The organism is Pseudomonas sp. PDM19 (assembly GCF_014852215.1).
Lineage (GTDB): Bacteria > Pseudomonadota > Gammaproteobacteria > Pseudomonadales > Pseudomonadaceae > Pseudomonas.
Genome location: NZ_JACVBG010000004.1, coordinates 392,752 through 418,803, shown reverse-complemented (window position 1 = coordinate 418,803; position 26,052 = coordinate 392,752). Strand labels below are relative to the sequence as shown.

28 protein-coding genes are annotated in these 26,052 nt (G+C 67.3%); 26 read left to right on the top strand and 2 right to left on the bottom strand.

Annotation, left to right across the window (positions count from 1 at the left end; genetic code table 11):
- The first annotated feature begins 68 nt into the window (after nt 1-68).
- Both IB273_RS24165 and IB273_RS24160 read left to right on the top strand, forming a co-directional pair.
- Entirely contained in the window at nt 69-512 is a 444-nt protein-coding gene (locus IB273_RS24165) for a YiiD C-terminal domain-containing protein (protein ID WP_081515452.1), read from the top strand.
- 77 nt (nt 513-589) lie between these two features.
- Nucleotides 590-1,399 carry a universal stress protein gene (locus tag IB273_RS24160; RefSeq protein ID WP_192225194.1) on the top strand — a complete coding sequence of 270 codons (810 nt, stop codon included), beginning with the start codon at nt 590-592 and terminating at the stop codon, nt 1,397-1,399.
- 4 nt (nt 1,400-1,403) lie between these two features.
- On the opposite strand, the gene IB273_RS24155 is transcribed toward IB273_RS24160, so the two are convergent.
- Nucleotides 1,404-2,171 (bottom strand): ParA family protein, encoded by a 768-nt coding sequence (locus tag IB273_RS24155; RefSeq protein ID WP_138523465.1) that lies wholly within the window; start codon nt 2,169-2,171, stop codon nt 1,404-1,406.
- 322 nt (nt 2,172-2,493) lie between these two features.
- Here IB273_RS24155 and IB273_RS24150 point away from each other — a divergent pair, with 322 nt between their 5' ends.
- From IB273_RS24150 to IB273_RS24045, 22 genes are read left to right on the top strand one after another with little or no spacing between them, the layout of a single operon-like run.
- Nucleotides 2,494-3,210, top strand: a complete 717-nt coding sequence (locus tag IB273_RS24150; protein ID WP_081515449.1) for a beta-ketoacyl synthase chain length factor — start codon at nt 2,494-2,496, stop codon at nt 3,208-3,210.
- Complete coding sequence (locus tag IB273_RS24145; RefSeq protein WP_192225193.1) at nt 3,186-3,998, top strand: lysophospholipid acyltransferase family protein; 813 nt, start codon at nt 3,186-3,188, stop codon at nt 3,996-3,998. Before IB273_RS24150 ends, IB273_RS24145 begins: the two co-directional genes overlap by 25 nt.
- Complete coding sequence (locus IB273_RS24140; protein ID WP_045216036.1) at nt 3,973-4,233, top strand: phosphopantetheine-binding protein; 261 nt, start codon at nt 3,973-3,975, stop codon at nt 4,231-4,233. The genes IB273_RS24145 and IB273_RS24140 overlap by 26 nt, the downstream gene beginning before the upstream one ends.
- A gap of 11 nt (nt 4,234-4,244) precedes the next feature.
- Complete coding sequence (locus IB273_RS24135; protein ID WP_081515447.1) at nt 4,245-4,493, top strand: acyl carrier protein; 249 nt, start codon at nt 4,245-4,247, stop codon at nt 4,491-4,493.
- A complete protein-coding gene (locus IB273_RS24130) occupies nt 4,490-5,035 on the top strand; it encodes a hypothetical protein (RefSeq protein WP_081515446.1) in 546 nt (181 codons plus the stop codon). Before IB273_RS24135 ends, IB273_RS24130 begins: the two co-directional genes overlap by 4 nt.
- Entirely contained in the window at nt 5,032-6,723 is a 1,692-nt protein-coding gene (locus tag IB273_RS24125; RefSeq protein ID WP_192225192.1) for an AMP-binding protein, read from the top strand. Before IB273_RS24130 ends, IB273_RS24125 begins: the two co-directional genes overlap by 4 nt.
- Nucleotides 6,720-7,463, top strand: a complete 744-nt coding sequence (locus tag IB273_RS24120) for a glycosyltransferase family 2 protein (protein WP_081515444.1) — start codon at nt 6,720-6,722, stop codon at nt 7,461-7,463. The genes IB273_RS24125 and IB273_RS24120 overlap by 4 nt, the downstream gene beginning before the upstream one ends.
- Before the next feature lie 47 nt (nt 7,464-7,510).
- A complete protein-coding gene (locus tag IB273_RS24115) occupies nt 7,511-8,389 on the top strand; it encodes a glycosyl transferase (RefSeq protein WP_225610290.1) in 879 nt (292 codons plus the stop codon).
- Nucleotides 8,373-9,914: an HAL/PAL/TAL family ammonia-lyase gene (locus IB273_RS24110; protein ID WP_192225190.1), complete on the top strand. Its 1,542-nt coding sequence runs from the start codon at nt 8,373-8,375 to the stop codon at nt 9,912-9,914. Before IB273_RS24115 ends, IB273_RS24110 begins: the two co-directional genes overlap by 17 nt.
- The gene (locus IB273_RS24105) at nt 9,907-10,344 is read left to right on the top strand and encodes an acyl-CoA thioesterase (RefSeq protein WP_192225189.1); all 438 of its coding nucleotides are present in this window, start codon (nt 9,907-9,909) and stop codon (nt 10,342-10,344) included. Before IB273_RS24110 ends, IB273_RS24105 begins: the two co-directional genes overlap by 8 nt.
- The gene (locus IB273_RS24100) at nt 10,338-10,931 is read left to right on the top strand and encodes an outer membrane lipoprotein carrier protein LolA (protein WP_081515440.1); all 594 of its coding nucleotides are present in this window, start codon (nt 10,338-10,340) and stop codon (nt 10,929-10,931) included. The genes IB273_RS24105 and IB273_RS24100 overlap by 7 nt, the downstream gene beginning before the upstream one ends.
- Nucleotides 10,903-13,251 carry an MMPL family transporter gene (locus tag IB273_RS24095; protein WP_192225188.1) on the top strand — a complete coding sequence of 783 codons (2,349 nt, stop codon included), beginning with the start codon at nt 10,903-10,905 and terminating at the stop codon, nt 13,249-13,251. The genes IB273_RS24100 and IB273_RS24095 overlap by 29 nt, the downstream gene beginning before the upstream one ends.
- Nucleotides 13,245-14,438: a sodium:proton antiporter gene (locus tag IB273_RS24090; protein ID WP_192225187.1), complete on the top strand. Its 1,194-nt coding sequence runs from the start codon at nt 13,245-13,247 to the stop codon at nt 14,436-14,438. The genes IB273_RS24095 and IB273_RS24090 overlap by 7 nt, the downstream gene beginning before the upstream one ends.
- On the top strand, nt 14,425-15,663 hold the full coding sequence (locus IB273_RS24085) for an NAD(P)/FAD-dependent oxidoreductase (RefSeq protein WP_151188545.1): 1,239 nt from the start codon (nt 14,425-14,427) through the stop codon (nt 15,661-15,663). The genes IB273_RS24090 and IB273_RS24085 overlap by 14 nt, the downstream gene beginning before the upstream one ends.
- A 16-nt stretch (nt 15,664-15,679) precedes the next feature.
- Nucleotides 15,680-16,402, top strand: a complete 723-nt coding sequence (locus IB273_RS24080) for a class I SAM-dependent methyltransferase (RefSeq protein WP_192210579.1) — start codon at nt 15,680-15,682, stop codon at nt 16,400-16,402.
- 2 nt (nt 16,403-16,404) lie between these two features.
- Nucleotides 16,405-16,908, top strand: coding sequence for a hypothetical protein (locus IB273_RS24075; RefSeq protein ID WP_192225186.1), 504 nt, complete (start codon nt 16,405-16,407; stop codon nt 16,906-16,908).
- Entirely contained in the window at nt 16,905-18,128 is a 1,224-nt protein-coding gene (locus tag IB273_RS24070; RefSeq protein ID WP_192225185.1) for a beta-ketoacyl-[acyl-carrier-protein] synthase family protein, read from the top strand. The genes IB273_RS24075 and IB273_RS24070 overlap by 4 nt, the downstream gene beginning before the upstream one ends.
- Nucleotides 18,125-18,622: a hotdog family protein gene (locus IB273_RS24065; RefSeq protein ID WP_081515433.1), complete on the top strand. Its 498-nt coding sequence runs from the start codon at nt 18,125-18,127 to the stop codon at nt 18,620-18,622. The genes IB273_RS24070 and IB273_RS24065 overlap by 4 nt, the downstream gene beginning before the upstream one ends.
- A complete protein-coding gene (gene fabG / locus IB273_RS24060; protein WP_081515432.1) occupies nt 18,619-19,347 on the top strand; it encodes a 3-oxoacyl-ACP reductase FabG in 729 nt (242 codons plus the stop codon). The genes IB273_RS24065 and fabG overlap by 4 nt, the downstream gene beginning before the upstream one ends.
- Nucleotides 19,347-20,573, top strand: coding sequence for a beta-ketoacyl-ACP synthase (locus IB273_RS24055; RefSeq protein WP_081515431.1), 1,227 nt, complete (start codon nt 19,347-19,349; stop codon nt 20,571-20,573). Before fabG ends, IB273_RS24055 begins: the two co-directional genes overlap by 1 nt.
- 47 nt (nt 20,574-20,620) lie before the next feature.
- Complete coding sequence (locus IB273_RS24050) at nt 20,621-21,019, top strand: hypothetical protein (protein WP_081515430.1); 399 nt, start codon at nt 20,621-20,623, stop codon at nt 21,017-21,019.
- Nucleotides 21,020-21,046: 27 nt separating this feature from the next.
- Nucleotides 21,047-21,487 (top strand): excinuclease, encoded by a 441-nt coding sequence (locus IB273_RS24045; protein WP_081515429.1) that lies wholly within the window; start codon nt 21,047-21,049, stop codon nt 21,485-21,487.
- Nucleotides 21,488-21,626: 139 nt separating this feature from the next.
- Here IB273_RS24045 and IB273_RS24040 read toward each other — a convergent pair whose 3' ends face one another.
- The gene (locus tag IB273_RS24040) at nt 21,627-22,520 is read right to left on the bottom strand and encodes a LysR family transcriptional regulator (protein WP_081515428.1); all 894 of its coding nucleotides are present in this window, start codon (nt 22,518-22,520) and stop codon (nt 21,627-21,629) included.
- 245 nt (nt 22,521-22,765) lie between these two features.
- On the opposite strand from IB273_RS24040, the gene IB273_RS24035 reads away from it, so the two are divergent.
- Nucleotides 22,766-24,109: an MFS transporter gene (locus IB273_RS24035; RefSeq protein ID WP_225610288.1), complete on the top strand. Its 1,344-nt coding sequence runs from the start codon at nt 22,766-22,768 to the stop codon at nt 24,107-24,109.
- A 243-nt stretch (nt 24,110-24,352) separates the two neighbouring features.
- Nucleotides 24,353-25,744, top strand: coding sequence for a GABA permease (gene gabP / locus IB273_RS24030; protein ID WP_081515427.1), 1,392 nt, complete (start codon nt 24,353-24,355; stop codon nt 25,742-25,744).
- The last annotated feature ends 308 nt before the right edge of the window (nt 25,745-26,052 follow it).

Below are 26,052 nucleotides of genomic sequence, written 5' to 3'. Positions count from 1 at the left end.
GTCATTGCCAGGCCGCGTGGTGCGGCTAGGCTTGGGGACAAACCCCGCCGGCGAATCGGAGCGCGCCCATGCGTCATAACCTGGAATTCATCCGCCAACTCACCGAAGAGCACATCGCCTTCGTCAAGCGCACCGGCCTCAAGGCCGAGGTGCTGGAACCGGGCCTCGTGCGCCTGCGCATGCCGCTCAAGGACAACGAGAACCACCTGCGCAACATGTACGCCGGCGCATTGTTCACCGTGGCCGAGCTGCCCGGGGGCGTGCTGATGCTGACCAGTTTCGACGCCCGGCGCTTCTATCCCATCGTCAAGGAAGCCGGCCTGCGCTTCCTGCGCCCCGCCGCCAGCGACGTGACGGTCGAGGCACGGCTCAGTGAAGAGGACATCCAGCGTATCGGCGAAGAAGCCACGAACCTCGGCAAGGCCGAATTCGTCCTCGACCTGCAGCTGAAGGACGAAGAAGGCAACGTCGTCGCCGAAAGCCACGCCATCTATCAGCTGCGTAGCCGCTGAATCCGGGCCATTGCCCTGCATCAAGGTGAAATTTCCTACGTGGCGCGACAGTGGAAGCGCCACAGAGGGAGCCCACCATGTACAGGAACCTGCTCGTCGCCCACGACCTCAGCGTCGAGGCGGATATCGCCGTACGCCGCGCCGCCCAGCTGGCCCGCCAGCACGGCGCCAGCGTCACGCTGCTGCACGTCATCGAGGAATTCTTCCCCGACCGCATGATGGCTACGGTGCGCGAAGCCGCCGAGGTGGCGCTGCGTGATGCGGCCCGCACCAGTGACATCACCGATTACCAGCTGGTGATCCGCCAGGGCCGCGCGGCGAATACGGTCACCCAGGCCGTGCAGGAACTGAACGCCGACCTGCTGGTGATCGGCGCGCACCACCAGCAGTTGCTGGAGCACTTCGACGGCACCACCCTGGAGCGCATCGCCCGGCATTGCCGCACGCCGATCCTGCTGGCCGTGGACGAGTCCGCCAGACCTTACGCGAAGGCCCTTGCCGGTCTGGACCTGTCGCACTGCTCCTGCCAGGCCTGGCGCGCCGGTTACCGGCTGCTCGCGGCCGACGCCGAATTGCTCGCGCTCAACGCCTACCAGCCGGGCAAAAAGGCCGGTCGCGCCGACAGCCACCTGGACACCCAGCGCGAACTGCTGCGCCAGGCGCTGCAGGATGAGCGCACACAGGTGCCGGCCGCCGGGCCGCAATTGCTTTGCGCAGTGCAGCAGGGCACACCCCAGCAGGCGCTGGAAACGGCATTACGCGAATGGACACCGGACCTGCTGGTGCTCGGCAGCCGCAGCCGCGGCGCCATCGAGCAGGCCATGTTGGGCGGCTCGACGCGCTATTTCCTGCGCCGGCCGCCCTGCGATGTGCTGATCAGCCAGTAAGCGTTCAGGCTTCCAGCAGGTTGTGCAGCTCGACGAACTGCTGGGTCAGCTTGTGCCGCGGCTCGAGGAAGATCAGCGGGGTGCAGGCCTGGTGCGACTCGCGCATCTTCACCGAGCTCATCAGGTACACCGGCAGCACCGGCAGTTCCTCTTCCACCAGCTCATCCAGCAGTTGCTGCGGCAGGGTCGCGCGCGGCTGGAACTGGTTGACCACGATGCCTTCGACTTCCAGCTCCTCGTTGTGGTCTTCCTTCAGCTCTTCGATCTCCTGCAGCAGGCCGTACAGCGCCTGGCGGGAGAAACTGTCGCAATCGAAGGGGATCAGGCAGCGATCAGCGGCGATCAGTGCGGAAACCGTGTAGAAGTTCAGCGCCGGCGGCGTATCCAGGTAAATTCGGTCGTAGTCTTCGGACAGCTCGTCCAGCAGTTTGCGCAGCTTGTTGATCTTGTGCTTCTGCTCGAGCTTGGGCTGCAGGTCCGCCAGCTCCGGGCTGGCCGTGACGATGTGCAGGTTGTCGAAGGGCGTCTCGTAGATGTCGACCTTGCCCTTGCGGCTGAAAGGCCCGGACGACAACGTCTGCTTGAAGAAGTCGGCGATGCCCACCGGCAGGTCCTCGCCGGTCAGGCCGGTGAGGTAATGCGTGGAATTGGCCTGGGCATCCAGGTCCACCAGCAAGGTGCGATAGCCCTCCGCTGCGCTCACTGCCGCCAGGTTGCAGGCGATGCTGGACTTGCCGACCCCGCCCTTCTGATTGAACACCACGCGCCGCATGAGCCATCCCTCCAGAACCATTCAAGACCCCGGGATTCTATGCAAAGCCCATGACAAGGGCGAGCATCCTCGCACCGAGGCTCCGCTACCGCTCGGCGGCTGACCGGATTTCATACAGTGGTTCGTCATAAAGTCGGCATTCAATCGAGAATTGCCCTATTTCCTGCGTCAGCCCTTTTGTAAGCAAAGGTTTGCTTGACAGCAGCATGACCGGGATAATACCGGCCCTGCGCCATGGCACGTGTCGACGAAGCTCTTGGTGGATCAAGGAAGACCCATTAGCCGACCGGAATGCCCCGAAGGGCCCACAAGAGCTCGCAGCGTGATTCAATTCAATATCGACCAGTGGAGCGCCTGGGCCCCGGGTCTGTCCACGATTGCCGACTGGCAGAGCTGGGTACGGGAAGAACGTCTTCCTGACACTGCCGCCCAACCGGATGTCGCCTTTCTCCCCGCCATGCAACGCCGACGCCTCAGCCCCCTGGCGCGGATGGTGTTCAGTGTCGCCTGGCCGCTGGCCGACGGGCGGCCACCGATGCCACTGATCTTCGTTTCCCGCCACGGCGAAACCGGCCGGAGCCTGGAACTGCTGCGCGAGCTGGCCGTCGAACAACCACTGTCGCCGACCCAGTTCAGCCTTTCCGTGCACAACGCGGTCATTGGCCTGTGGTCGATCCTGCGGCAGGACTCCAGCGAAATGACGGCGATCGCCGGCGAACGTGACGGCTTCGAGCACGGCCTGCTGGAGGCCGCCGCACTGCTGGCCGAGGGTACCCCGGAGGTACTGCTGGTGGTAACCGAAGAGCCGCTGCCGGAGCTGTATGCCCCCTGGGTCGACGACGTGCCCTTCCCCTACGCCGTGGCCCTGCGCCTGAAGGCTGGCAGCGAATGGTCGCTGGAACTCGCGGAAAACGGCACGGCCCTTGCTCCGCCGTCCCACCCCAATGCCCTGAACCTGGTGCGCGCGCTGATCGAGCGCACCGGCCTGATCCACCACCCCTGGAAGAAGCGTCTATGGACCTGGCAACGCAACCACTGAGCAAGCGCGCCGACGCTTGGCTGTGGCGCCTGTTCGCCACCGGCCTGTGCTTCGCCCTCTTCGGTATCGGCGGTCTGCTGCTGCGGGTGCTGGTCTTCCCGCTGCTGGCCTTGCTGCCCGGCGACGCCTTGCGCCGCCGCACCCGCGCGCGCCAGACGGTCAGCCGGCTGTTCTGGCTGTTCGTGCGGATCATGCAGCGCAGCGGCGTGCTGACGTACGAAGTGGAAGGCATCGAGCGCCTGGGCCGCCCAGGGCAGATGGTGATCGCCAACCATCCCTCGCTGATCGACGTAGTCTTCCTCATCGGCCTGATCCGCGACGCCAACTGCGTGGTCAAGCAGAGCCTGTTCGCCAACCCCTTCACCCGCGGTCCGGTGACGGCGGCGCAGTACATCAGCAACAACGGCAGCATGGACATGTTCGATGAGGCCGTGGACGCGTTGCAGCAGGGCCAGACCCTGATCGTCTTCCCCGAGGGCACCCGCACCACGCCGGGCGCGGCTCCGCAATTCCATCGTGGCGCGGCGTCCATCGCCCTGCGCGGCGCCAGCGTCATCACCCCGGTGACCATCACCGTGACCCCGACCACCCTGACCAAGGCCGAGCCCTGGTACAGCATTCCCGCCCGCCGCGTGCATTTCCGGCTGCGCGTCGGCGACGACCTGGACCCGCAGGTCTTTGCCAGCCAGGGCCCCGCCCCGGCAGCCTCGCGCCGGCTCAATGCCTTCCTGCACCAGCATTTCATCAAGGAGCTCGCAAGAGATGAGCGATCTGCAACTGGAGATTAAACAGCTGATCATCGACGCCCTCGGCCTCGAAGATATCGGCCCTGACGACATCGGCGCCGAAGACGCGTTGTTCGGCGACGGCCTCGGCCTGGATTCGGTCGACGCCCTGGAACTGGGCCTGGCCATCCAGAAACGCTACGGCATCAAGATCGACGCCGATGCCAAGGACACCCGCCAGCATTTCGCCAATGTGGCGAGCCTGGCGGCCTTCGTGACCGCCCAGAAAGCCGCCTGAGACCGCTGACCATGCAAACCCGTGAGGACATTTTCAACACCCTGCGCGACGCCCTGGTCGAGCTGTTCGAACTGGAGCCGGAGCAGATCAGCCTCGACGCCAACCTGTACCAGGACCTGGAGATCGACAGCATCGACGCCGTCGACCTGATCGACCACCTCAAGCGCCAGACCGGCAAGAAGATCGCCGCCGAGGAATTCAAGTCGGTGCGTACCGTCGGCGACGTGGTCGAAGCGGTCTATCGCCTGGCCAACCCATGACACGCCTGGTCGGGCTCGGCCTGCTGCTGGCCGGGCTGCTCTACCCGTTCGCGATCTACTTCGGCATCGATCACCTGTCGCCGAAATTCTTCGCGCTGCTGCTGGGCGGGTTGTGGTTCGCCCGCAGCCTGGGCAGCGGGCAACGCCCCGGGCAACGCTGGATGGCGCTGGCGGCCGTGGCCTTCTGCATGCTGCTGTGGTTCCTCAACGAGCCGCACCTGCTGCGCTGGTACCCGGTGCTGATCAGCGCAGGCCTGCTGAGCCTGTTCGCCCTCAGCCTGAAATTCGGTCCGCCGCTGGTCGAGCGCCTGGCGCGCCTGCGCGAGCCGGAGCTGCCGCCCCACGCGGTGCGCTACACCCGCCGGGTGACCCAGGCCTGGGTGCTGTTCTTCCTGGGCAACGGCCTGATTGCCGCGGCCCTCACACTGTGGGCACCGCTGGCCTGGTGGACGCTGTACAACGGCCTGATTTCCTACCTGCTGATGGGCGTGCTGTTCGCCGTCGAGTGGCTGGTACGGCAGCGGGTCAGAGGTCAAGGATGAAATCGATTTCCCTCGCCCGGCTGCTGCTGGAGCTGCCCGCCGGGCGCCCATTGGCGCTGGAGCCGACGCTGCTCGCCAGCGACTTCCTGCAGCGCGTCTGCGCAGCCGCCGGCGCCCTGCGCCAGCGCAATGCCCGGCGCGTGGCGATCCACCTGGAAGACGCCGCCGAACTGGCAATTGCCCTCTACGCGGCGTGGCTGGCCGGTGCCGAAGCGGTGCTGCCGGCCGACAACCTCGCCCACAGCCGCGAGCGACTGGCCTCGCGGATCGACGCCTGGATCGGCGATCAGCCCGGTGACCTGCTGCTGGCCGAGCTGAACGGCCCGGCACTGCCTCCGGCCCCTCTTGCACCTGAAGAACTGGACCTCGACGCCTGCCGCCTGGTGCTCAGCACCTCCGGCTCCACCGGCGAGCCCAAGCTGATCGGCAAGTCCCTGCGCCAGCTGAGCAACGAAGTGCAGGTGCTGGAAGCCCTCTGGGGCGAACAACTGGGCGATGCGTGCATCCTCGGCAGCGTCGCCGCGCAGCACATCTACGGCCTGCTGTTCCGCGTGCTCTGGCCGCTGTCCGCCGGCCGCGCCTTCCTGCGTCGGCAGATCGCCTTCCCCGAAGACCTGCAACGCCTGAGCCTCGACCAACCGCGCTTCGCCTGGGTCGGCAGCCCGGCGCTGCTCAAGCGCATGGGCGACAACCTCGACTGGCCGGCGCTACGCCCGGTGGTGCGGGTGTTCTCCTCCGGCGGCCCGCTGCCGGCCGAAGCCGGCGAGCAGTTGCACGAACGCCTCGGCCAGGCTCCCACGGAAATCTACGGCAGCTCCGAGACCGGCGGCATCGCCTGGCGCCAGGGCGGCCAGCTGTGGCAGCCGTTCCAAGGCGTGGCGCTGAGCCAGGACGAGCACGGCGCACTGCGCATCGAATCGACCTACCTGCCGCCCGGCGAAACCGAACAGACCGCCGACGCCGCACGAATTTGCGCCGACGGCCGCTTCGAGTTGCTCGGCCGGCTCGACCGCATCGTCAAGCTGGAAGAAAAACGCATCTCCCTGCCGCAACTGGAAGCGGCGCTGATGAAGCATCCCTTCGTCAGCGAAGCGCGCCTGGGCGTGGTGCAGGAGAACCGCGCCAGCCTCGGCGCACTGGTCGCCCTGAGCGACGCCGGCCTGCATGAGCTGCGCAATGGCAGCCGCCGCGCGCTGACCCAGCGCCTGCGCGAACACCTCGCCGACCACTGCGAAGCCCTCGCCCTGCCGCGCCGCTGGCGCCTGCTGCGACGCCTGCCGGGCAATGCCCAGGGCAAGCTGCCGCAAAGCCTGGTGGACGAACTGCTGCACGCGCCGCGCAGCCGCGATCCCGACGTACTGACGCACAACGCGGTGGACGGCGAACAGCACTTCCAGCTGGAAATCCCCCTGGACCTCGCCTACTTCCCCGGCCACTTCCCCAAGGCTCCCGTGCTGCCGGGCGTGGTGCAGGTGCAATGGGCGCAGCAACTGGGCCGCCAGGTCTTCGACCTGCCGCCACGCTTCGGCGGCATGGAAGTGCTGAAGTTCCAGCAACTGCTGCGGCCGGGCGATCTCTGCCAGCTGGCCCTGCGCTGGGACGCCGAGCGCGGCAAGCTGTACTTCGCCTTCACCCGTGGCGAGGCCGCCTGCTCCTCCGGGCGCATCCTGCTGGGGGCGGACGAATGAGCACCAAACCGTGTGCCGTGATTCCGGTGTACAACCACGAGCACGCGCTGCCCCAGGTGGTCGCCGAACTGCTCGCCGCCGGCCTGCCCTGCGTGCTGGTCGACGACGCCTCCAGCCGCGAGTGCGCGGCGGTGATGGACCAGCTCGCCGCAGGCCGCGACACGTACCTGGTGCGCCTGCCGGTGAACCAGGGCAAGGGCGGCGCGGTGATGGCCGGCCTGCGCGAAGCCGCGCGCCTGGGCTTCACCCACGCGCTGCAGGTGGACGCCGACGGCCAGCACGACCTGGGCGACGTGCAGCGCTTCCTCGGCACCTCCCGCGAGCACCCCGAGGCGCTGGTCTGCGGCTATCCGCAGTACGACGAAAGCGTGCCCAAGGGTCGTCTCTACGCGCGCTACCTGACCCACATCTGGGTATGGATCAACAGCCTGTCGCTGTCGATCCGCGACGGCATGTGCGGCTTCCGGGTCTACCCGCTGGCATCCACGCTCAAGCTGATCGACAGCACCACGCTGGGCAAGCGCATGGATTTCGACCCGGAAATCCTCGTCCGTCTGGCCTGGCGTAACCAACCGATGCAGTGGCTGCCGACGAAGGTGCATTACCCGCTGGACGGCCTCTCGCACTTCCGCCTGTTCCACGACAACGCACTGATCTCCTCCATGCACGCGCGGCTGTTCTTCGGCATGCTCTGGCGCTCGCCGGCCATCCTCTGGCGCCGCCTGCGGAGCGCCGCGTGAGCGCGCAGCACTGGGCGCAACAGCGCGAGCGCGGCAGCCTGCTGCTGATGCGCTTCACCGCCTGGGCGGCGCGCACCCTCGGCCGCCGCCTGTTGTCGCCGCTGCTGCACCTGATCGTGCTGTACTTCTTCCTCTTCGGCTCCCGTGCGCGCGGCGCCATCCGCGAGTACCAGCAGCGCCTGGCGCAGCACAGCGGTGACGCCTCGCTGAGCCCGACCACCGGCCGCGTGTTCGGCCAGTTCATGGCCTTCGCAGACGCCATCCTCGACAAGCTCGATGTCTGGGCCGGCCGCCTGGACCTCGCCAGCATCCAGCTCAATGACCCGCACAACCTGCGCGCGCAGTTGCGCAGCGGCCGTGGCCAGCTGCTGGTGGGCGCGCACCTGGGCAACCTCGAAGTCTGCCGCGCGCTGGCGGAACTGGGCGAGAAGGTGCGCATGAACGTGCTGGTGCACACCCGCCACGCCGAGCAGTTCAACAAGCTGCTGGGCGAGTCCGGCGCCAGCCACCTGCGGCTGATCCAGGTGAGCGAGCTGGACCCGGCGATCATGCTGCAGTTGTCCCAGCGCCTGGACGCCGGCGAATGGCTGGCGATTGCCGGCGACCGCATTCCGCTGCACGGCGGGCGCAACGTCGAGGTCGATTTCCTCGGCGCCCCGGCCGCGCTCCCGCAGGGCCCCTGGCTGCTCGCCGGGCTGCTGCAGTGCCCGGCCAACCTCATGTTCTGCCTGAAGGAAGAGGGCCGCTACCGCGTGCACCTGGAGCCCTTCGCCGAACGCATCCAGTGGCGCCGCAGCGACCGCGCGGAGGTCCTGAAACACTGGACCCAGCGCTACGCCCAGCGCCTGGAACACTACTGCCTGCGCGCACCGCAGCAGTGGTTCAACTTCTACCCGTTCTGGAAAGCCCATGACGACAGCCACTGAAACGCCGGTTTTCGGCCAAGGCCACCTGAGCATCGAACAGATCGTCGCCCTCGCCGAGCGCCGCGTCGAAAGCCGCCTGGACGACGACGCCGACTTCCGCGCACGGATCGCCCGCGGCGCGCAGTTCCTCGACACCCTGCTGGACAAGGAAGGCGTGATCTACGGCGTCACCACCGGCTATGGCGATTCCTGCGTGGTGGCTGTGCCGCTGGAGCACGTCGAGGCACTGCCGCAGCACCTGTACACCTTCCACGGCTGCGGCCTGGGCAAGCTGCTGGAACCGGCCGCCGTGCGCGCCGTGCTCGCCGCGCGCCTGCGCTCGCTGAGCCACGGGGTTTCCGGCGTACGCCTGGAACTGCTGGAGCGCCTGCATGCTTTCCTCGCCCTGGACATCCTGCCGCTGATCCCGGAAGAGGGTTCGGTGGGCGCCAGCGGTGATCTCACGCCACTGTCCTATGTCGCCGCCACCCTCGCCGGCGAGCGTGAAGTGCTGTGGCGCGGCGAGCACCGCAGCGCCGCCGACGTCCATGCCGAGCTGGGCTGGCAGCCGCTGGTGCTGCGGCCCAAGGAAGCGCTGGCGCTGATGAACGGCACGGCGGTGATGACCGGCCTGGCCTGCCTCGCCTATTCGCGCGCGGACTACCTGCTCAAGCTGGCCACGCGCATTACCGCGCTGAACGTCATCGCCCTGCAAGGCAACCCGGAGCACTTCGACGAGCGCCTGTTCGCCGCCAAGCCGCATCCGGGGCAGATGCAGGTCGCCGCGTGGATTCGCCAGGACCTCGCCATCGACGCACCGACGCCGCCGCTGCACCGCCTGCAGGACCGCTACTCGCTGCGCTGCGCCCCCCACGTGCTGGGCGTGCTGGCCGACAGCCTGGGCCTGCTGCGGCAGTTCATCGAGATCGAACTGAACAGCGCCAACGACAACCCGATCATCGACGCCGAGGACGAGCGCGTGCTCCACGGCGGGCACTTCTACGGCGGGCACATCGCCTTCGCCATGGACAGCCTGAAGAACCTCGTGGCCAACGTCGCCGACCTGCTCGACCGGCAGCTCGCGCTGCTGGTGGACACCCGCTACAACCATGGCCTGCCGAGCAACCTCTCGGGTGCTCCGGCGGACCGCGCGATGATCAACCACGGCTTCAAGGCCGTGCAGATCGGCGCCAGCGCCTGGACCGCCGAGGCGCTGAAGAACACCCTGCCGGCCAGCGTGTTCTCGCGTTCCACCGAGTGCCACAACCAGGACAAGGTGAGCATGGGCACCATCGCCGCGCGCGATGCTCTGCGCACCCTGGAGCTGACCGAACAGGTCGCCGCCGCCACCCTGCTGGCCGCGCAACAGGGCGTCTGGCTGCGCTGCGGCGAAGCCGGTGCGCGCCCGCTGCCGGCGCCGCTGGGCGGCATGCACGAGCAGCTCGGCCAGGACTTCCCGCCGCTGATCGAGGACCGCGCCCTGGAAGGCGAACTGCGCCTGTGCCTGGAGCGCATCCGCGCGCGCCACTGGGGGCTCTATGCGTAAGGCCGGCGTGCTGCAGGCCGAGGTGGAAATCCTCGTGCCGTTCTTTGACGTCGACATGATGGAAGTGGTCTGGCACGGCCACTACGTCAAGTACCTGGAAGTCGCGCGCTGCGCCCTGCTCGACAGGCTCGACCACAACTACTCGCAGATGCGCGAGGCGGGCTACGCCTGGCCGGTGATCGACCTGCAGCTGCGCTACGTACGCGGCGCGCGTTTCGGCCAGCGCATCAGCGTGCGCGCCGACCTGGTGGAGTGGGAGAACCGCCTGAAGATCAACTACCTGATCAGCGACGCCGAGACCGGCGAGCGCCTGACCCGCGCCAGCAGCACCCAGGTGGCGGTGGAGATCGCCAGCCGCGAGATGCAGATGGTTTCGCCCCCCGTGTTCATCGACGCCGTGCAGCGCGCGCTGGAGGCCGAAGCATGCTGAAGCGCGCCCTGCTCGTCTGCGGCCTTCTGCTCGCTCCGCTGGCCCACGCCTTCGACCTGCCGCAACTGGCCGCGCAGCTCGGCAAACCGGCGGTGGTACGCGGCGAGTTCGTCCAGGAGAAACACCTGCGTTCGCTGCCGCAGCCGCTGGTGAGCAAGGGCCACTTCATCCTCGCCAAGCAGCACGGCCTCCTCTGGCTGCTGCAGACGCCGCTGAAGCAGGACTACCGCATCGACGACCAGGGCATCGCCCGGCGCGACGCCAGTGGCTGGCAGCAACTGCCGCAACGCAGCGCCAGCGCGCAACAGAACCGCCTGTTCCTCGCCGTACTGGAAGGCGACAGCAGCGGCCTGCAGCGCGACTTCGACCTCGCCCTGAGCGGCGAAGCGAACGACTGGATACTCACCCTGACGCCGCGCGCCGTGCTGCTCAAGCAGATCTTCGACAGCATCGAGATTGCCGGCGGCGAACTGGTGCAGCGCATCGAGCTGCACGAAGCCCAGGGCGACCGCACCGTGCTGCGCATGAGCAGCAGCCAGCCCGGCGACAGCCTGACCGATGCGGAGCGCAGTGACTTTGCCCGCTGAGCGGCCGCAGTGGCTGCCACGCCTGGTGATCGCCGGGCTGTTGGCGCTGCTCGCCCTCGCCGCCTGGCAATGGCGCGGTGCCGCGCCGCTGAGCACCGACCTGCTGGAACTGGTGCCCGGCAGCAGCCGTGATGCCCTGCAGAAGCAGGCCGAGCAGCGCATGCAGGAGCCGCTCAACCGCGAACTGCTGGTGCTGGTCGGCTACCCCGAGCGCGACACCGCCATCGCCCACGCCCGCGAGCTGGCCGAGCGCTGGCAAGCCAGCGGCCTCTACGAGAAGGTGCAGTGGGGCGTACAGGCCGACCTGCCGGCCCTGCGCGAGCAACTGCGCGCCGGCCGCCTCGCGCTGCTCAATGCCGATGACCGCCGCCAGCTCTCCGATGACCCCGCCGCCTTCATCCAGCAGCGCGTCGAACAACTCTTCGATCCCCTCTCCGGCTTCGGCCTGCTGCCCAATGACCAGGACTGGTTCGGCCTGGCCTTGCGCATCCAGCACCACCAGCCGTTGACGGCGAAGGTGCAGCTGGACATCGGCAGCGGCGCGCTGCTCGCCGAAGACGACGGGCGCAACTGGGTGCTGCTGCGCGCACGCACCCGCGCCGATGCCTTCGACATGAACCTGCCGCGCGCCGTGGCCGCGCAGATCGCCGAGGCGCGCCAGCAACTGGCGGCCGACGGCGGGCAGATCGTCGCCGCCAGCGGCCTGCTGTATGCGGCCGACGGCCAGCGCCAGGCCAGCCGCGAAATGACCTGGGTTGGCGGCGGCGCCGCGCTGGGCACCCTGCTCCTGTTGCTGCTCGCCTTCCGTCGCGGGCGCGCATTGCTGGCCTTCCTGCCGGTGCTGGTCGGCGTGCTGGCGGGCGCCACCGCGTGCATCGCGCTGTTCGGCAAGATCAACCTGCTCACCCTGATGCTGGGTGCCAGCTTGATCGGCGTGGCCTCGGATTACCCGCTGCACTATCTGTCGAAAGCCTGGACTGTCGCTCCTTGGCAGCCCTGGCATGCTTTGAAGCTGAGCCAGCGCGGGCTGTTTCTCAGCCTCGCCACCAACCTGATCGGCTACCTCGCCCTGGCCTGCACGCCCTTCCCGGCGCTGACCCAGGTGGCGACCTTCTCGGTGGCCGGCCTGCTCGCCGCCTACCTGTGCGTGATCGGCCTGCTGCCGCTGCTGTTGCGCGGCAACGCCATCGCTCCACAACCTCTGCTGCTCTCGCTGGGCGAGCGCCTGATCGGCCTGCGTCAGGCCCTGCTCCAGCGCACCGGCAGTTGGCCGCTGCTCGCGGTGGTTGTGCTGTTCTGCGCCGGCGGGCTGTGGCAACTGCAGGTAAAGAACGACCTGCGCCAGTGGCTGGGCGCCAAGCCGCAATTGCTCAGCGAGGCCCAGGCCGCCGCGCGCATCACCGGCTACCAGCCCACCAGCCAGTTCTTCCTGGTCCGCGCCGGCGATGAAACCCAGCTGCTGCAACGCCAGGCCGAACTGGCTGCGCGACTGGACAAGCTGGTCGCCTCTGGTCAGCTCAAGGGCTACCTCGCGCTCAACCAGTTGCTTGCCACCGCGCAGCAACAACAGCAGGCCCGCGAAGCGCTGCGCCAGTTGCCGCAACACTGGCAGGCACTGATCGACCTGGGCATTGCGCAGGCCGCGCTGCAAGCCGAGCTGGATCAGCTGGAACAGCTTCCGCCACAGTCCCTGGACCAGGCCCTGAAGGGTCCGCTCGGCGAGCCGTGGCGGCCGCTATGGCTGGGCACGGTGGACGGCGGCGTGGCCGGGCTGGTGAGCCTGCAGGGGCTGTCCGACGCCGGCGTGCTGGCCAAACAGGCCAAGGGGCTGGAGGGCGTGCAGCTGGTGGATCGCCTCGGCGAGCTGAACCGCCTGTTCGCCGCCACCCAGGTCAGCGCCACCGAACTCAAGCTGCTCTCCTGCGTGCTGATCTTCGCCCTGCTGCTCAAACCCTTCGGTCCGCGCGGCGCCCTGCGCATCGTCCTGCTGCCGCTGCTGGCAGCGCTGTGCAGCCTCGCCAGCCTCGGCTGGCTGGGCCAGCCGCTGACGCTGTTCAGCCTGTTCGGCCTGCTGCTGGTGACCGCCATCGGCGTGGATTACACCATCCTCATGCGCGAACGCGTCGGCGGCGCGGCGGTGAGCCTGGTCGGCGTGCTGCTGGCGGCCATCACCACCTGGCTGTCGTTCGGCCTGCTGGCGCTGTCGGCCACGCCGGTGATCAGCAATTTCGGCCTGGCCGTGGGCCTGGGCCTGGGGTTCTGCTTCCTGTTCTGCCCCTGGGCACAAGCCAGCACCCGAGAAGGAGCTCCGGCATGCTGACGATCCTCTTCTGGCTGGCCATGCCGCCGCTGTTCGCCCTGGCCGTGATCGGCGGGCGACGCCTGCGCCTGCTGCCCATCGTCAGCCAGCTGCTGGTGGCCGGCCTGCTGCTGCCGTTGTTGTTCATCGTGCTGCAGGGCCAGGGTTTCGAGGTGCGCACGCTGGTCGCCGCGCCCTGGCTCAAGCCACTCTACGACATCGGCTTCGCGCTGCTGCTGGGGCACATCCTCAGTGACGTGATCGACCTCGACGTCAGCCGCCAGAGCCTGAAGATCGCCCTGCCCAGCTTCGCCGTGCCGCTGGCCTGCGGCATGGCCAGCGCCTGGTGGCTGCTGGGCGTGCGCGAAGGCATGAGCGTGCTGGGCATCGGCCTGCTGTTCTCGATCACCGCGATCCCGGTGCTCTACCTGTTCCTGCGCAACATCGATTACCCCGAGGACGCCACCCGCCGCCTAATGCACGCGGCGGTGCTGATGGACCTGTGGTGCTGGAGCCTGTTCGGCCTGGCCCAGGGCAGCAGCGATCCGTCCCAACTGGTGTGGCCACTGCTGGCCGGCGCGGGGCCTCTGTTGCTGAGGCTGATCGGCGTGCGCCAGCACCTGGCCTACAGCCTGCCCTTCTTCGGCCTGATGATCGCCTGCCAGCACTGGCACCTGAACACCCTGGTGTTCGCCATCACCTGGCTGATGGCCCAGGCCGCGGTGCGCCAATCGTTCCGCCTGCCGGTGTCGCCGCGGGCGGCGCAGGCGCTGCAGAACTATCTGCTGGTACCGCTGGTGCTGGCCTTCGGCATCCTCCAGATCGATTTCCACCACGCCCTCGCCGGCTACTCCTGGCTCTACCTCGGCGCGCTGCTGGCGCTGCCGGTACTCAGCAAGCTGGCCGGCAGCTGGCTCGGCCTGCGCTGGGCGCTGCCGCGCGCGAGCCTGGGTGAGTTGTGGAAGGAAAGCCTGCTGCTGAACATCCGCGGGCTGACCGAGATCGTTTTCCTCAACCTGTTGTTCCAGCAGGGCCACATCGACTCGCTGCTGTATTTCAGCCTGCTGCTGATGAGCCTGTTCGCCACCCTGCTGCCCGCCCTCTGCGGCGTGCGCCGCCCGCGCGCCGCCACCGCTACCCCGCCTGATTCCCTGTCTTTGTCCCAGGATCAGGCACCGGCAAGGAGCCCTTCAGATGTCCGCCCCTGAACTGCAACAACGCACCGTCGTCGTCATCGGCGCCGGCCCGTCCGGCGCCATCGCCGCCGCCCTGCTCAAGCGCAAGGGCCACGATGTGCTGGTGCTGGAACGCCAGCGCTTCCCGCGCTTCTCCATCGGCGAGAGCCTGCTGTCGCACTGCCTGGACTTCGTCGAGGAAGCGGGGATGCTCGACGCCGTGCTCGCCGCCGGCTTCCAGGTGAAGCACGGCGCCGCCTTCGGCTGGGGCGAGCGCTACACCGCGTTCGACTTCCGCGACAAGTTCACCCAGGGCAAGGGGTCGACCTTCCAGGTCCAGCGCGCGCGCTTCGACCAATTGCTGGCCGACCAGGCCGAGCTGCAGGGCGTGGAAATTCGCTACGAAGAAGAAATCATCGCTGCCGATTTCGCCGGCGACTGCCCGCGCCTGCGGGTGCGTCGCCTGGACGGCAGCGAGTACGAAGTGGAGTGCGCCTTCGTCCTCGACGCCAGTGGCTACGGCCGTGTGCTGCCGCGCCTGCTGGACCTTGAGGCGCCGTCCGGCTTCCCGGTGCGCCGCGCCGTGTTCACGCATATCGAGGACCGGATCGACGCGCCGGAATTCGACCGCGAGAAGATCCTCATCAGCATCCACCCGCAAGAGCGCGGCATCTGGTACTGGACCATCCCCTTCAGCGATGGCCGCACCTCGGTCGGCGTGGTTGCCGAGGACCGTCACTTCGAAGGCAAGCTGGATGACCTGGACGCCTGCCTGAAGGGCTTCTTCGACGCTGCGCCGAACCTGCGCCCGCTGCTGGAGAATGCCGTGTGGGACACCCCCGCGCGCACCCTCGGCGGCTACTCGGCGAACGTCAAGCGCCTGGCCGGGCCAGGCTTCGCCCTGCTCGGCAATGCAGCGGAATTCCTCGACCCGGTATTCTCCTCCGGCGTCACCATCGCCATGCGCTCCTCCAGCATGGCGGCCAACCTGCTCGACCGTCAGCTCAAGGGCGAGACCGTGGACTGGGAAGGCGATTTCGCCCAGCCACTCAAGCGCGGCGTGGACACCTTCCGCGCCTACGTCGAGGGCTGGTACGACGGCAGCTTCCAGGACGTGATCTTCTACGAGAAGGCCACCCCGGAAATCCGCCGGATGATCTGCTCCATTCTCGCCGGCTACGCCTGGGATACTCGCAATCCCTTCGTCGCCGAACCGCAGCGTCGCCTGCGGGTACTCTCCGAAATCTGTGCAAGCTGAAAGGACAAGGACTGTCATGACCCGCCCCGCCTCCACCTACGTCGAAGAAACCCGTTTCGGTTTCTGGTTCCTGCAGAGCCACACCTGGCAGCACCACGTGCTGCGCGTGGCGATCAACGACCTCAAGCGCCTGGTCAGCTGGGACATCCCGGCAAACCCGGTGCTGCTGGACGCCGGCTGCGGCCAGGGCCGCTCGTTCCGCCTGCTGAGCGAGGCCTTCAAACCCGGCCGCATGATCGGTCTCGACGCCGACCCGCACAGTCTCGACTGCTCGGCCGTGGAAGCGGCGCGGGAGAACATCGAGGTGGAGCTGAACTGCGCCGACTGCGCCGACCTGATGCTGCCTTCGGCCAGCGTCGATATCCTGTTCTGCCACCAGACCTTCCACCACCTGGTGGAGCAGGAGCAGGCGCTGCAGGAGTTCTGGCGGGTGCTCAAGCCGGGCGGCCTGCTGCTGTTCGCCGAGTCCACCGAGGCGTACATCGATACCTGGGTGATCCGCTGGTTCTTCCGCCACCCGATGCATGTGCAGAAGAGCGCCGCGCAGTACCTGCAGATGCTCCGCGAGCAGGGCTTCGAATTCAGCGAGAAGAACGTTTCCTACCCCTACCTGTGGTGGAGCCGCGCCAAGGACTTCGGCCTGCTGGAACGCTGGGGCCTGCGCAAGCCGAAACCGTTCGGCCAGCGCGAGGAGACCCTGGTCAACGCCGTGGTGCGCAAACCCCTGGAGAGCCGCTGAGCATGATCCGCTGGCTGAGTCTCGCCTTCGTCCTGCTGCTGGCCGGCTGTGCCCAGCATGCGCCGCTGCCGTCCGTGTTGCCGCCGCTGGCGACGCCGTTGCAGCTGCACATCCAGCGCGAACAAGGCCAGGCCAGCCAACCCTCGACACAGGACTGGCTGCTGGTGATCCAGCAGGAAGGCACAGCGCTGCGCTGGTCGCTGATCGATCCGCTGGGCATCCCGCTGTCGCGCCAGCTGCTGCGTGAGGGAGAATGGAGCAACGACGGCCTGCTGCCGCCCAACCCCGAGGCGCGCGAACTCTTCGCCGTGCTGCTGTTCGCGCTGACGCCCGAGGGTGATCTCGCCTCGCGCTACCAGACCACGGACTACCGGGCGGACGAGCACGGTCGCCACCTGCAGCAACGCTGGAAGATCACCTACCGGTCGGTGCAGGAGTTCACCCTCGAATCCGCCGACCTTCGCTACCGGGTGACGCCCCTGAACGCCGAGAGCGCCGCACCATGACCGCCACGCACCTCAACGTGAGCTACCTCAACGAGCTGGGCCTGATCTGCGCGCTGGGCAACGACCGCCGCGAAGTGGCCGCCGCGCTGCTGGCGGGCGAGTCCGCCGGCATGCAGGTGCAGGCCGGCTGGGTGCCAGGCAGGAGCATTCCCGTCGGCACGGTGAAGGCGCGCCTGGCAGCCATCCCGGACAAGCGCCACGACACCCGCAACAATCGCCTGTTGCTGGCCGCCGCCACGCAGATCGACCCGGCCATCCGCGCCGCTATCCAGCGCTACGGCGCCGCACGCGTGGCAGTGGTGCTGGGCACCAGCACGTCGGGCATCCAGGAAACCACCCAGGGCGTGCGCCACCACAGGCTGCACGGGCAGTTGCCCGAAGGCTTCCACTACTCCCACCAGGAGCTTTCGGACCCGGCCGTGTACCTCGCGGATCACTACCAACTGGCCGGCCCGAGCTACGTGATTTCCACCGCCTGCACCTCCAGCGGCCGCGCCCTGCAGAGCGCGCGCCGGCTGCTGAAGCTGGGGCTGTGCGATGCCGTGCTGTGCGGCGGCGTGGACAGCCTGTGCGAGCTGACGCTCAACGGCTTCAGCGCGCTGGAAGCGGTGTCGGATGAGCTGTGCAAACCCTTCTCGGCGAACCGCAAGGGCATCAATATCGGCGAAGGTGCCGCGCTGTTCCTGATGACCCGCGAGCCCGGTACAGTCGCCCTGTTCGGCACCGGTGCCAGCTCCGATGCACACCACATCTCCGCCCCCGAACCCGAAGGGCGTGGCGCCCGCGCAGCGATGCGCAAGGCGCTGGCCGAGGCGCGGCTGGAGGCCGGGCAGATCGCCTACCTGAACCTGCACGGCACCGCGACCACGCACAACGACGCCATGGAGAGCCTTGCCGTCAGCGCGGAATTCCCCGCCGGCGTGCCCTGCTCCTCGACCAAGCCGCTGTCCGGGCATACCCTCGGCGCCGCCGGCGCGCTGGAAGCGGCGTTCTGCTGGCTGCTGCTGGGCGAGCACAACCCCGAGCGGCGCCTGCCACCGCAACGCTGGGACGGCATCGCCGACCCGCAGTTGCCGGCGCTGCAACTGGTGGGCGACGACACGCCGCGACTGCCGGCCGAAGGCCCGCGCTACCTGATGAGCAACTCGTTCGCCTTCGGCGGCAACAACATCTGCCTGATCCTGGGCGAGATGAGCAAGGATTCTGGAGTGACCCGATGATCGACTGGCCGATCGCCTCCCTGCTGCCCCACGCGGGCGACATGATCCTCATCGACGAAGTGCTCGACTTCGGCGACGAGGATATCCGCACGCGCCTGACAGTGCGCCCGGGCGGCCTGTTCAACGAAGCCGACGGCAGCCTGCCGGCCTGGGTCGGCGTGGAGCTGATGGCGCAGAGCGTCGCCGCCTACGCCGGTTGCCAGGCACGCTCGCGCGGCGAGCCGGTGGAGCTGGGCTTCCTGCTCGGCACCCGCCAGTACCAGTGCGACGTGGCGAGCTTTCCGGCCGGCGCGCAGCTCACTATCCATGCCATCCGCACCCTGCAGGACGACAATGGCATGGGCGTCTTCGAATGCCATCTGGAAGGACCGGGGATCAAGGCGCTGGCGCGCCTCACCGTGTTCCGCCCGCCAGAGGTTGCCAGCTATCTACAAGAACCCGCTCTCGCTGATCAAAAAACCGAGAACCGAGAGCCGAAAGAGCCAAGCGTATGACTGATTCCATCCTCGTAACCGGCTCCAGCCGTGGCATCGGCCGCGCCATCGCCCTGCGTCTGGCGCGGGCCGGCTTCGATCTGGTGCTGCACTGCCGAAGCGGCCGCGCCGAAGCCGATGCCGTGCAGGCCGAAGTCCAGGCACTGGGGCGCAGCGCCCGCGTGCTGCAGTTCGACGTGGCCGACCGCGAAGCCGCGCGCAACATCCTCGAGGCCGACGTGGAAACCCACGGCGCCTACTACGGCGTGGTGTGCAACGCCGGCCTGACCCGCGACGGCGCCTTCCCCGCGCTCACCGAGGAAGACTGGGACCAGGTGCTGCGGACCAACCTCGACGGTTTCTACAACGTCCTGCACCCGGTGATCATGCCGATGATCCGCCGCCGCCAACCGGGGCGCATCGTCTGCATCACCTCGGTGTCCGGGCTGATCGGCAACCGCGGCCAGGTCAACTACAGCGCCTCCAAGGCCGGCGTGATCGGCGCCGCCAAGGCTCTGGCCATCGAGCTGGGCAAGCGGAAAATCACCGTGAACTGCGTGGCACCGGGGCTGATCGATACCGCGATGCTCGACGAGCAGGTGCCGGTGGAGGAAATCCTCAAGATGATCCCCGCCCAGCGCATGGGCACCCCGGAAGAAGTCGCCGGCGCAGTGAATTTCCTGATGTCGGCCGAGGCCGGCTACATCACCCGCCAGGTGCTGGCGGTCAACGGAGGGCTGTGCTGATGAAGCGCGTCGTCATCACCGGCATGTCCGGCATCACCTCCCTGGGTTCGGACTGGGCGAGCATCGAGGCGCACTTCAGCGCCAACCAGAGCGGCATCCGCCGCATGGACGAGTGGGATCGCTTCACCGAGCTGAACACCCGCCTGGCCGGCCCGGTACTGGATTTCGTGGTGCCCAGGCACTGGACCCGCAAGCAGCTGCGCAGCATGGGCCGCGTCTCGCGGCTGTCGGTGGGCGCCGCCGAGCGCGCGCTGGCCGACGCCGGGCTGCTGGGCGACGAATCCATCCGCGACGGCCGCATGGGCGTCGCCTGCGGCTCGTCCACCGGCAGCACCGACGAGATCAAGGCGTTCGGCAACATGCTGCTGAACTCGGTGGCCGACGGCCTCAACGCCAACTCCTACGTGCGCATGATGCCGCACACCACGGCGGCGAATATCAGCATCTTCTTCGGCCTCACCGGCCGGGTGATCCCCACCTCCAGCGCCTGCACCAGCGGCAGCCAGGGCATCGGCTACGCCTACGAGGCGATCCGCTTCGGCCGCCTGCCGCTGATGCTCGCCGGCGGCGCCGAGGAGCTGTGCCCGACCGAGGCCATGGTGTTCGATGCGCTCTACGCCACCAGCCTGAAGAACGACACCCCGCAGCAGACACCGCGCCCCTACGACAGCGGCCGCGATGGCCTGGTGATCGGCGAAGGCGCCGGCATGCTGGTACTGGAAGACCTGGACCACGCCCTCGCCCGCGGTGCGCGCATCCACGCCGAGATCGTCGGCTTCGGCAGCAACGCCGACGGCCAGCACACCACCCGCCCGGAACAGTCGACCATGCGCCGCGCGATGGAGTTGGCGCTGGAAGATGCCGGCCTGCCGACCGAGGCCATCGGTTACGTGAACGGCCACGGCACCGCCACCGAGCAGGGCGATATCGCCGAAACCCTGGCGACCAGCGAACTCTTCGGAAATCGCATGCCGATCAGCTCGCAGAAGAGTTTCCTGGGCCACACTCTGGGAGCGTGCGGCGCGCTGGAGTCCTGGTTCAGCATCGAGATGATGAACAGCGACCGCTACGTGCACACCCTCAACCTGGACGAGATCGACCCGCGCTGCGGCGACCTCGACTACCTGCGGGGCGAGCCGCGCGCGATGAGCCACGAGTACGTGATGAACAACAACTTCGCCTTCGGCGGGATCAACACCTCGCTGATCTTCCGCCGCTGGCGCTGAGCCTTTCTCACCGTTACCGCCCAACGACACTGCAAGGAGAGCAAACCATGTCCCGACTGATCCGCAGCCTGCTGCTCTGCGTGGCCACCGCGATGGCCGTCGGTTGCACCACCAAGCCCGTGGAAAACATCGACCAGAGCCTGCCGCCGGACAGCAACCGCACCTCGGTGCAGGTGCAGGCGGCGATCCACGATGCGCTGGAAGAGCAGAAATGGACCGTGCAGCAGGACTCCGGCAACGTGATCTACGCCGAGATAACCGTGCGCGAGCGGCACCACGCCGAGGTCAGCATTCCCTACAGCAGCCAGCAGTACTCCATCAAGCTGCGCAGCAGCCGCGGCCTGGACGAGAAGGACGGGCAGATCCACCGCAACTACAACAAGTGGGTCGCCATCCTCAACAACAAGATCCTGCAGAACCTGCACCTCGCCCCGCCGAGCAACTGATCCCCCTCATCGACAAGGAGTCGATCCATGCAACGCAAGACCCTCGGGCTGTTCGCCCTCGCGCTCTGCGCGTCCATCCCTGGCATCAGCCAGGCTCGCGACACCACTCTGCACCTGCCCTTCGACGAAGTCGTCGCCGAGGCGGTGAAGGCCGGTCGTCTGGACGGCAGCGTGAAGTTCTACCTGGCGGGCAACCCGGCGGGTGACAAGCTGAACGTGGTCCAGTCCGGCGCCATCACCAACAAGAAGACCAACGCCTTCAACAAGAGCGACGAGGAAGCCTGCCGCTGGGCCCTGCAATCGGCACTGATTACCCTGCAGGACTCGGCGAAGAAGGCCGGCGCCACCGCCGTGACCAACATCGTCAGCTACTACAAGCGCAACGAGTACAAGGACGCCAAGCAGTTCGAGTGCCACGCCGGCGCAGTCATCGCCGGCGTCGCGCTGAAGGCCGACTACGCCAAGTAAGCCGCTGTCCCGCAGCGCTGTCCGCCGTGCCCGGCTTTGGGTATCGGCGGATAAAGCGTTCCGCTTTATGCGCCCTACGTTATCTGGCCCACCCGTAGGGCGCATAACGCCCCAGGCGTTATCCGCCGATGTGCCTGAGTCAGGCCTGGATTTGCTGGGTCACCAGGTCGAAGAACGACTGCGCCAGGCGTGACGTCTCGTTGCGCCGCCGCACCAGCCACACCGAACTGGTTGCGCCCGGATCGCTTAGGGTGCGATAGACCACGCCATCCACCCGCGTCCGGCGGAACGACGCCGGCAGCATCGACACACCGAGCCCCGCTGCCACCAGGCCGATGATGGTCATCGCCTCGCCCGCTTCCTGGGCGATGCGCGGGCTGAAGCCGGCCTGCCGCGACAGCGCCATCAGCTGGCTGTAGAGGCCCGTGCCGTAGCTGCGCGGGAAAAACACGAACGGCTCGTCCGCCAGCAAGGCGAACTCCAGCCCCTCCTGGCTGGCCTGTGCCAGCGGGTGATCGGCGCGCAGCACGGCCACCAGCGGCTCGCTGAACAGCTCCACGGCTTCCAGGGTTTCCGGCAGCGGGATCGGACGAATCAGGCCGACCTGCACACGCTCTTCCAGCAGCGCCTGCACCGCTTGCCCGCTGCTCAGTTCCTGCAGGTCCAGGTGCACGTCCGGGTAGGCCTGACGGAATGCCAGGATGGCGCGCGGGATGCTGGAGGTGAACGGCGCCGAGGCGGTGAAGCCAACCTTCAGCTCGCCGATCTCGCCCTGATGCGCACGCCGCGCCAGCAAGACGGCACGGTCCACCTGCTGCAACACCTGCCGCGCTTCGTCGAGAAACAGCTTGCCGGCCTCGGTCAGCGCCACGCGGCGGTTGGTGCGCTCCAGCAGCCGCGCGCCGATTTCCTCCTCCAGCGCCTGGATCTGCTGGCTCAGCGGCGGCTGGGAAATCCCCAGCTGCTCGGCGGCGCGGCCGAAGTGCAGCTCTTCCGCCACGGCGATGAAATAACGCAGGTGTCGCAGTTCCATCCAGCCTCCGCCATTAACGATTCGTAAAACGACTCAAACGTGTCGATTAATATATTGGAAATAATAAAGCCCGCTCCTTATCCTTTCCACACAAGCCCAATAACGACTACCAACCTGCTCCTTGCCTGGCCGCGCGGGCCCTTTTCCGCCACTCCAGGTCCTCTGCTGTCATCTACCCCAGCTTTTCCATCCAGAGGTGTGTCGTGAGTCAACCTGCCCTGCGGGCTTTGCGGGAAGAACATTCCATGGCGGCCCAGCCGTCTGTCGTACAAGAACCGTCCGCCGCCAACGATCCGGCGGAGGTGCTGCCCGATCTGCGCGAGAGCGCGCGTGAAGCCAACGGCGACGTGGTGCGCGCCGTCGAAGAGATCGAAACCTACATCGAGAAAGGCACCCCGGAATTCATGCGCACCTCGCTGGCGCTGTTCTCCGGCGGCTTCGCCACCTTCGCCCTGCTGTACTGCGTGCAGCCGATGATGCCGGTGCTGTCCAGGGCCTTCAGCCTGACCGCCGCGCAGAGCAGCCTGGTACTGTCGATCTCCACCATCACCATGGCCTTCGGCCTGCTGGTCACCGGGCCGATCTCCGACGCCATCGGGCGCAAGTCGATCATGGTCGCCTCGCTGGTCCTCGCCGCCCTGTTCACCATCGGCAGCTCGCTGATGCCGACCTGGCACGGCGTGCTGGCCATGCGCGCGCTGCTCGGCCTGTCGCTCAGCGGCCTGGCGGCGGTGGGCATGACCTACCTCTCCGAGGAAATCCACCCGCAGCACATCGGGCTGTCCATGGGGCTGTACATCGGCGGCAACGCCATTGGCGGCATGAGCGGGCGGCTGATCAGCGGCGTGCTGGTGGACTACGTGAACTGGCACGTGGCACTGGCCACCCTGGGCGTGCTTGCCCTGGCGGCGGCGCTGCTGTTCTGGCGCATCCTGCCCGAATCGAAGAACTTCCGCCCGGCGCCGCTCAAGCCGCGCCGGCTCATCGAGGGCTTCACCGGGCACTTCCGCGATGCCGGCCTGCCCTGGCTGTTCCTCGAGGCGTTCCTGCTGATGGGTGCCTTCGTCACCCTGTTCAACTACATCGGCTACCGCCTGCTGGCCGAGCCCTATCACCTGAGCCAGGCCATCGTCGGCGTGCTCTCGCTGGTCTACCTGTCGGGCATCTACAGCTCGGCGTGGGTCGGCTCGCTGGCCGACAAGCTGGGCCGGCGCAAGGTGCTCTGGGCGATGATCGCGCTGATGCTCGGTGGCGTACTGATCACCCTGCTGCAACCGCTGGCCCTGGTGCTGGTCGGCCTGCTGGTGTTCACCTTCGGCTTCTTCGGCGCGCACTCGGTGGCCAGCAGCTGGATCGGCCGCCGCGCCCTGAAGGCCAAGGGCCAGGCCTCGTCGCTGTACCTGTTCTGCTACTACACCGGCTCCAGCGTCGCCGGCACCGCTGGCGGCCTCTTCTGGCACCAGTACGGCTGGAACGGCGTGGGCCTGTTCATCGCCAGCCTGCTGGGCATCGGCCTGCTGGTGGCCCTGCACCTGGCGCGCCTGCCGGTGTTACCGCGCGACCTGCCCGCACCCAACAAAGCTGAGTAGTTTCTACACACAAAACAAACTGCATGCCTGAAAACGACATGGAACGGTCGTGCAAAGACATGGATGTCGTTTTCAGCAATGCCTTTGCGACGGGGCTCGTAGAGAAACACCCCAACCTACAACTTAAGTCGTAACAGAATGTGGCGCGATACTTGCGTTCAATTTCTTGAACGACTTGTTGGAATCCTGAAACGGACCTCGACTCCCGCAGTACGCAATTCCCTCCGTAGTTGTAGGTAAAGCATGAGCAGCACCCCCTCTTCCGGGCTCTCCCAGGGCCTGCAAAATCGTCACGTCACGATGCTTTCGATCGCCGGTGCCATTGGCGCGGGCCTGTTCGTAGGCTCCGGCCACGCCATCGCCGAAGCTGGCCCGGCCGTCATGGTCTCCTATCTGGTCGCCGGCCTGCTGGTGGTCCTGGTGATGCGCATGCTGGCCGAAATGGCCGTCGCGCAGCCCGACAGCGGCTCCTTCTCCACCTACGCCGACCGCGCCATCGGTCACTGGGCCGGTTTCACCATCGGCTGGCTGTACTGGTGGTTCTGGGTCCTGGTGATCCCGCTGGAAGCCAACGCCGCCGCCGCGATCATCCACGCCTGGTTCCCCGGCGCGCCGATCTGGGTGCTGGCCTTCCTGATCACCTCCGCGCTGACCGTGACCAACCTGTTCAGCGTGAAGAACTACGGTGAGTTCGAGTTCTGGCTGGCGCTGATCAAGGTCGTCTCGATCATTGCCTTCCTGGTGCTGGGCTGCGCGGCCATCTTCGGCTTCTCGCCCAACAGCGAAGTCTCCGGCATCGGCCACCTGACCAGCGAAGGCTTCCTGCCCAAGGGCTGGGGCGCCGTGCTCGCCGCGCTGCTGACCACCATGTTCTCCTTCATGGGTTCGGAAATCGTCACCATCGCCGCCACCGAGTCCAAGGACCCGGAGCAGCAGATCACCCGCGCCACCAACTCGGTGATCTGGCGTATCGCGCTGTTCTACCTGCTGTCGATCCTGATCGTGGTCTGCCTGGTACCGTGGAACGACCCGCGCCTGGTGAGCATGGGCTCCTACCAGACCGTGCTGGAACACCTGCACATCCCCTACGCCAAGCTGATCGTCGACATCATCGTGCTGGTCTCGGTCACCAGTTGCCTGAACTCGGCGCTCTACACCGCTTCGCGCATGATGTACTCGCTGAGCAAGCGCGGTGACGCACCGAAGATCGCCCAGGTAACCAGCGCCAGCCGCACCCCGGTCTACGCCGTGCTGCTGTCCACCGCCATGGCCTTCCTGTGCACCTTCGCCAACTACCTGGCCCCGGCCGAAGTGTTCAACTTCCTGCTGGCCAGCTCCGGCGCCATCGCCCTGCTGGTGTACCTGGTGATCGCCATGTCGCAGCTGCGCATGCGCAAGAAGCTGCTCGCCCAGGGCCACCAGCTGAAGCTGAAGATGTGGCTGTTCCCCTGGCTGACCTGGGCGGTGATCCTCTTCATCGTCGGTGCCCTGGTGATCATGCTGATCCGCCCGGACCATCGCATGGAAGTGGTCGCCACCACCCTGCTGACCGTCGTGGTGGTCTGCTCCGGCCTGCTGGTGTCCAACCGCCGCAAGTCCCAGCGCGCCGCCGGCCTGGTGGGCGACGCTGCGTGATGCACTCTGATGGGGCCTGAAGCTCCATGAGGGAACGAAAAAGCCCCGCTGCAGAGCGGGGCTTTTTTCATTGCGTCGTGGAACGTCGTGCCTTGCGGTTCGCGAACAATAACGATGGTGTCCCCCTCGCTCCTACGAAGAGCCAATGCTCCGGCTCTTAAGATCTTCCAGAGAAACATCAGCACACGCCGAATGCCCCGTTCAGGAGGACTCGCTGAAGCGGTGCAGAAACACCCAAGCCAACGCAGCAAACCTGCAACACCAGAGCAAAAGAAAGCGCCGGCCCTGCCGGCGGATCGCGGGCATGG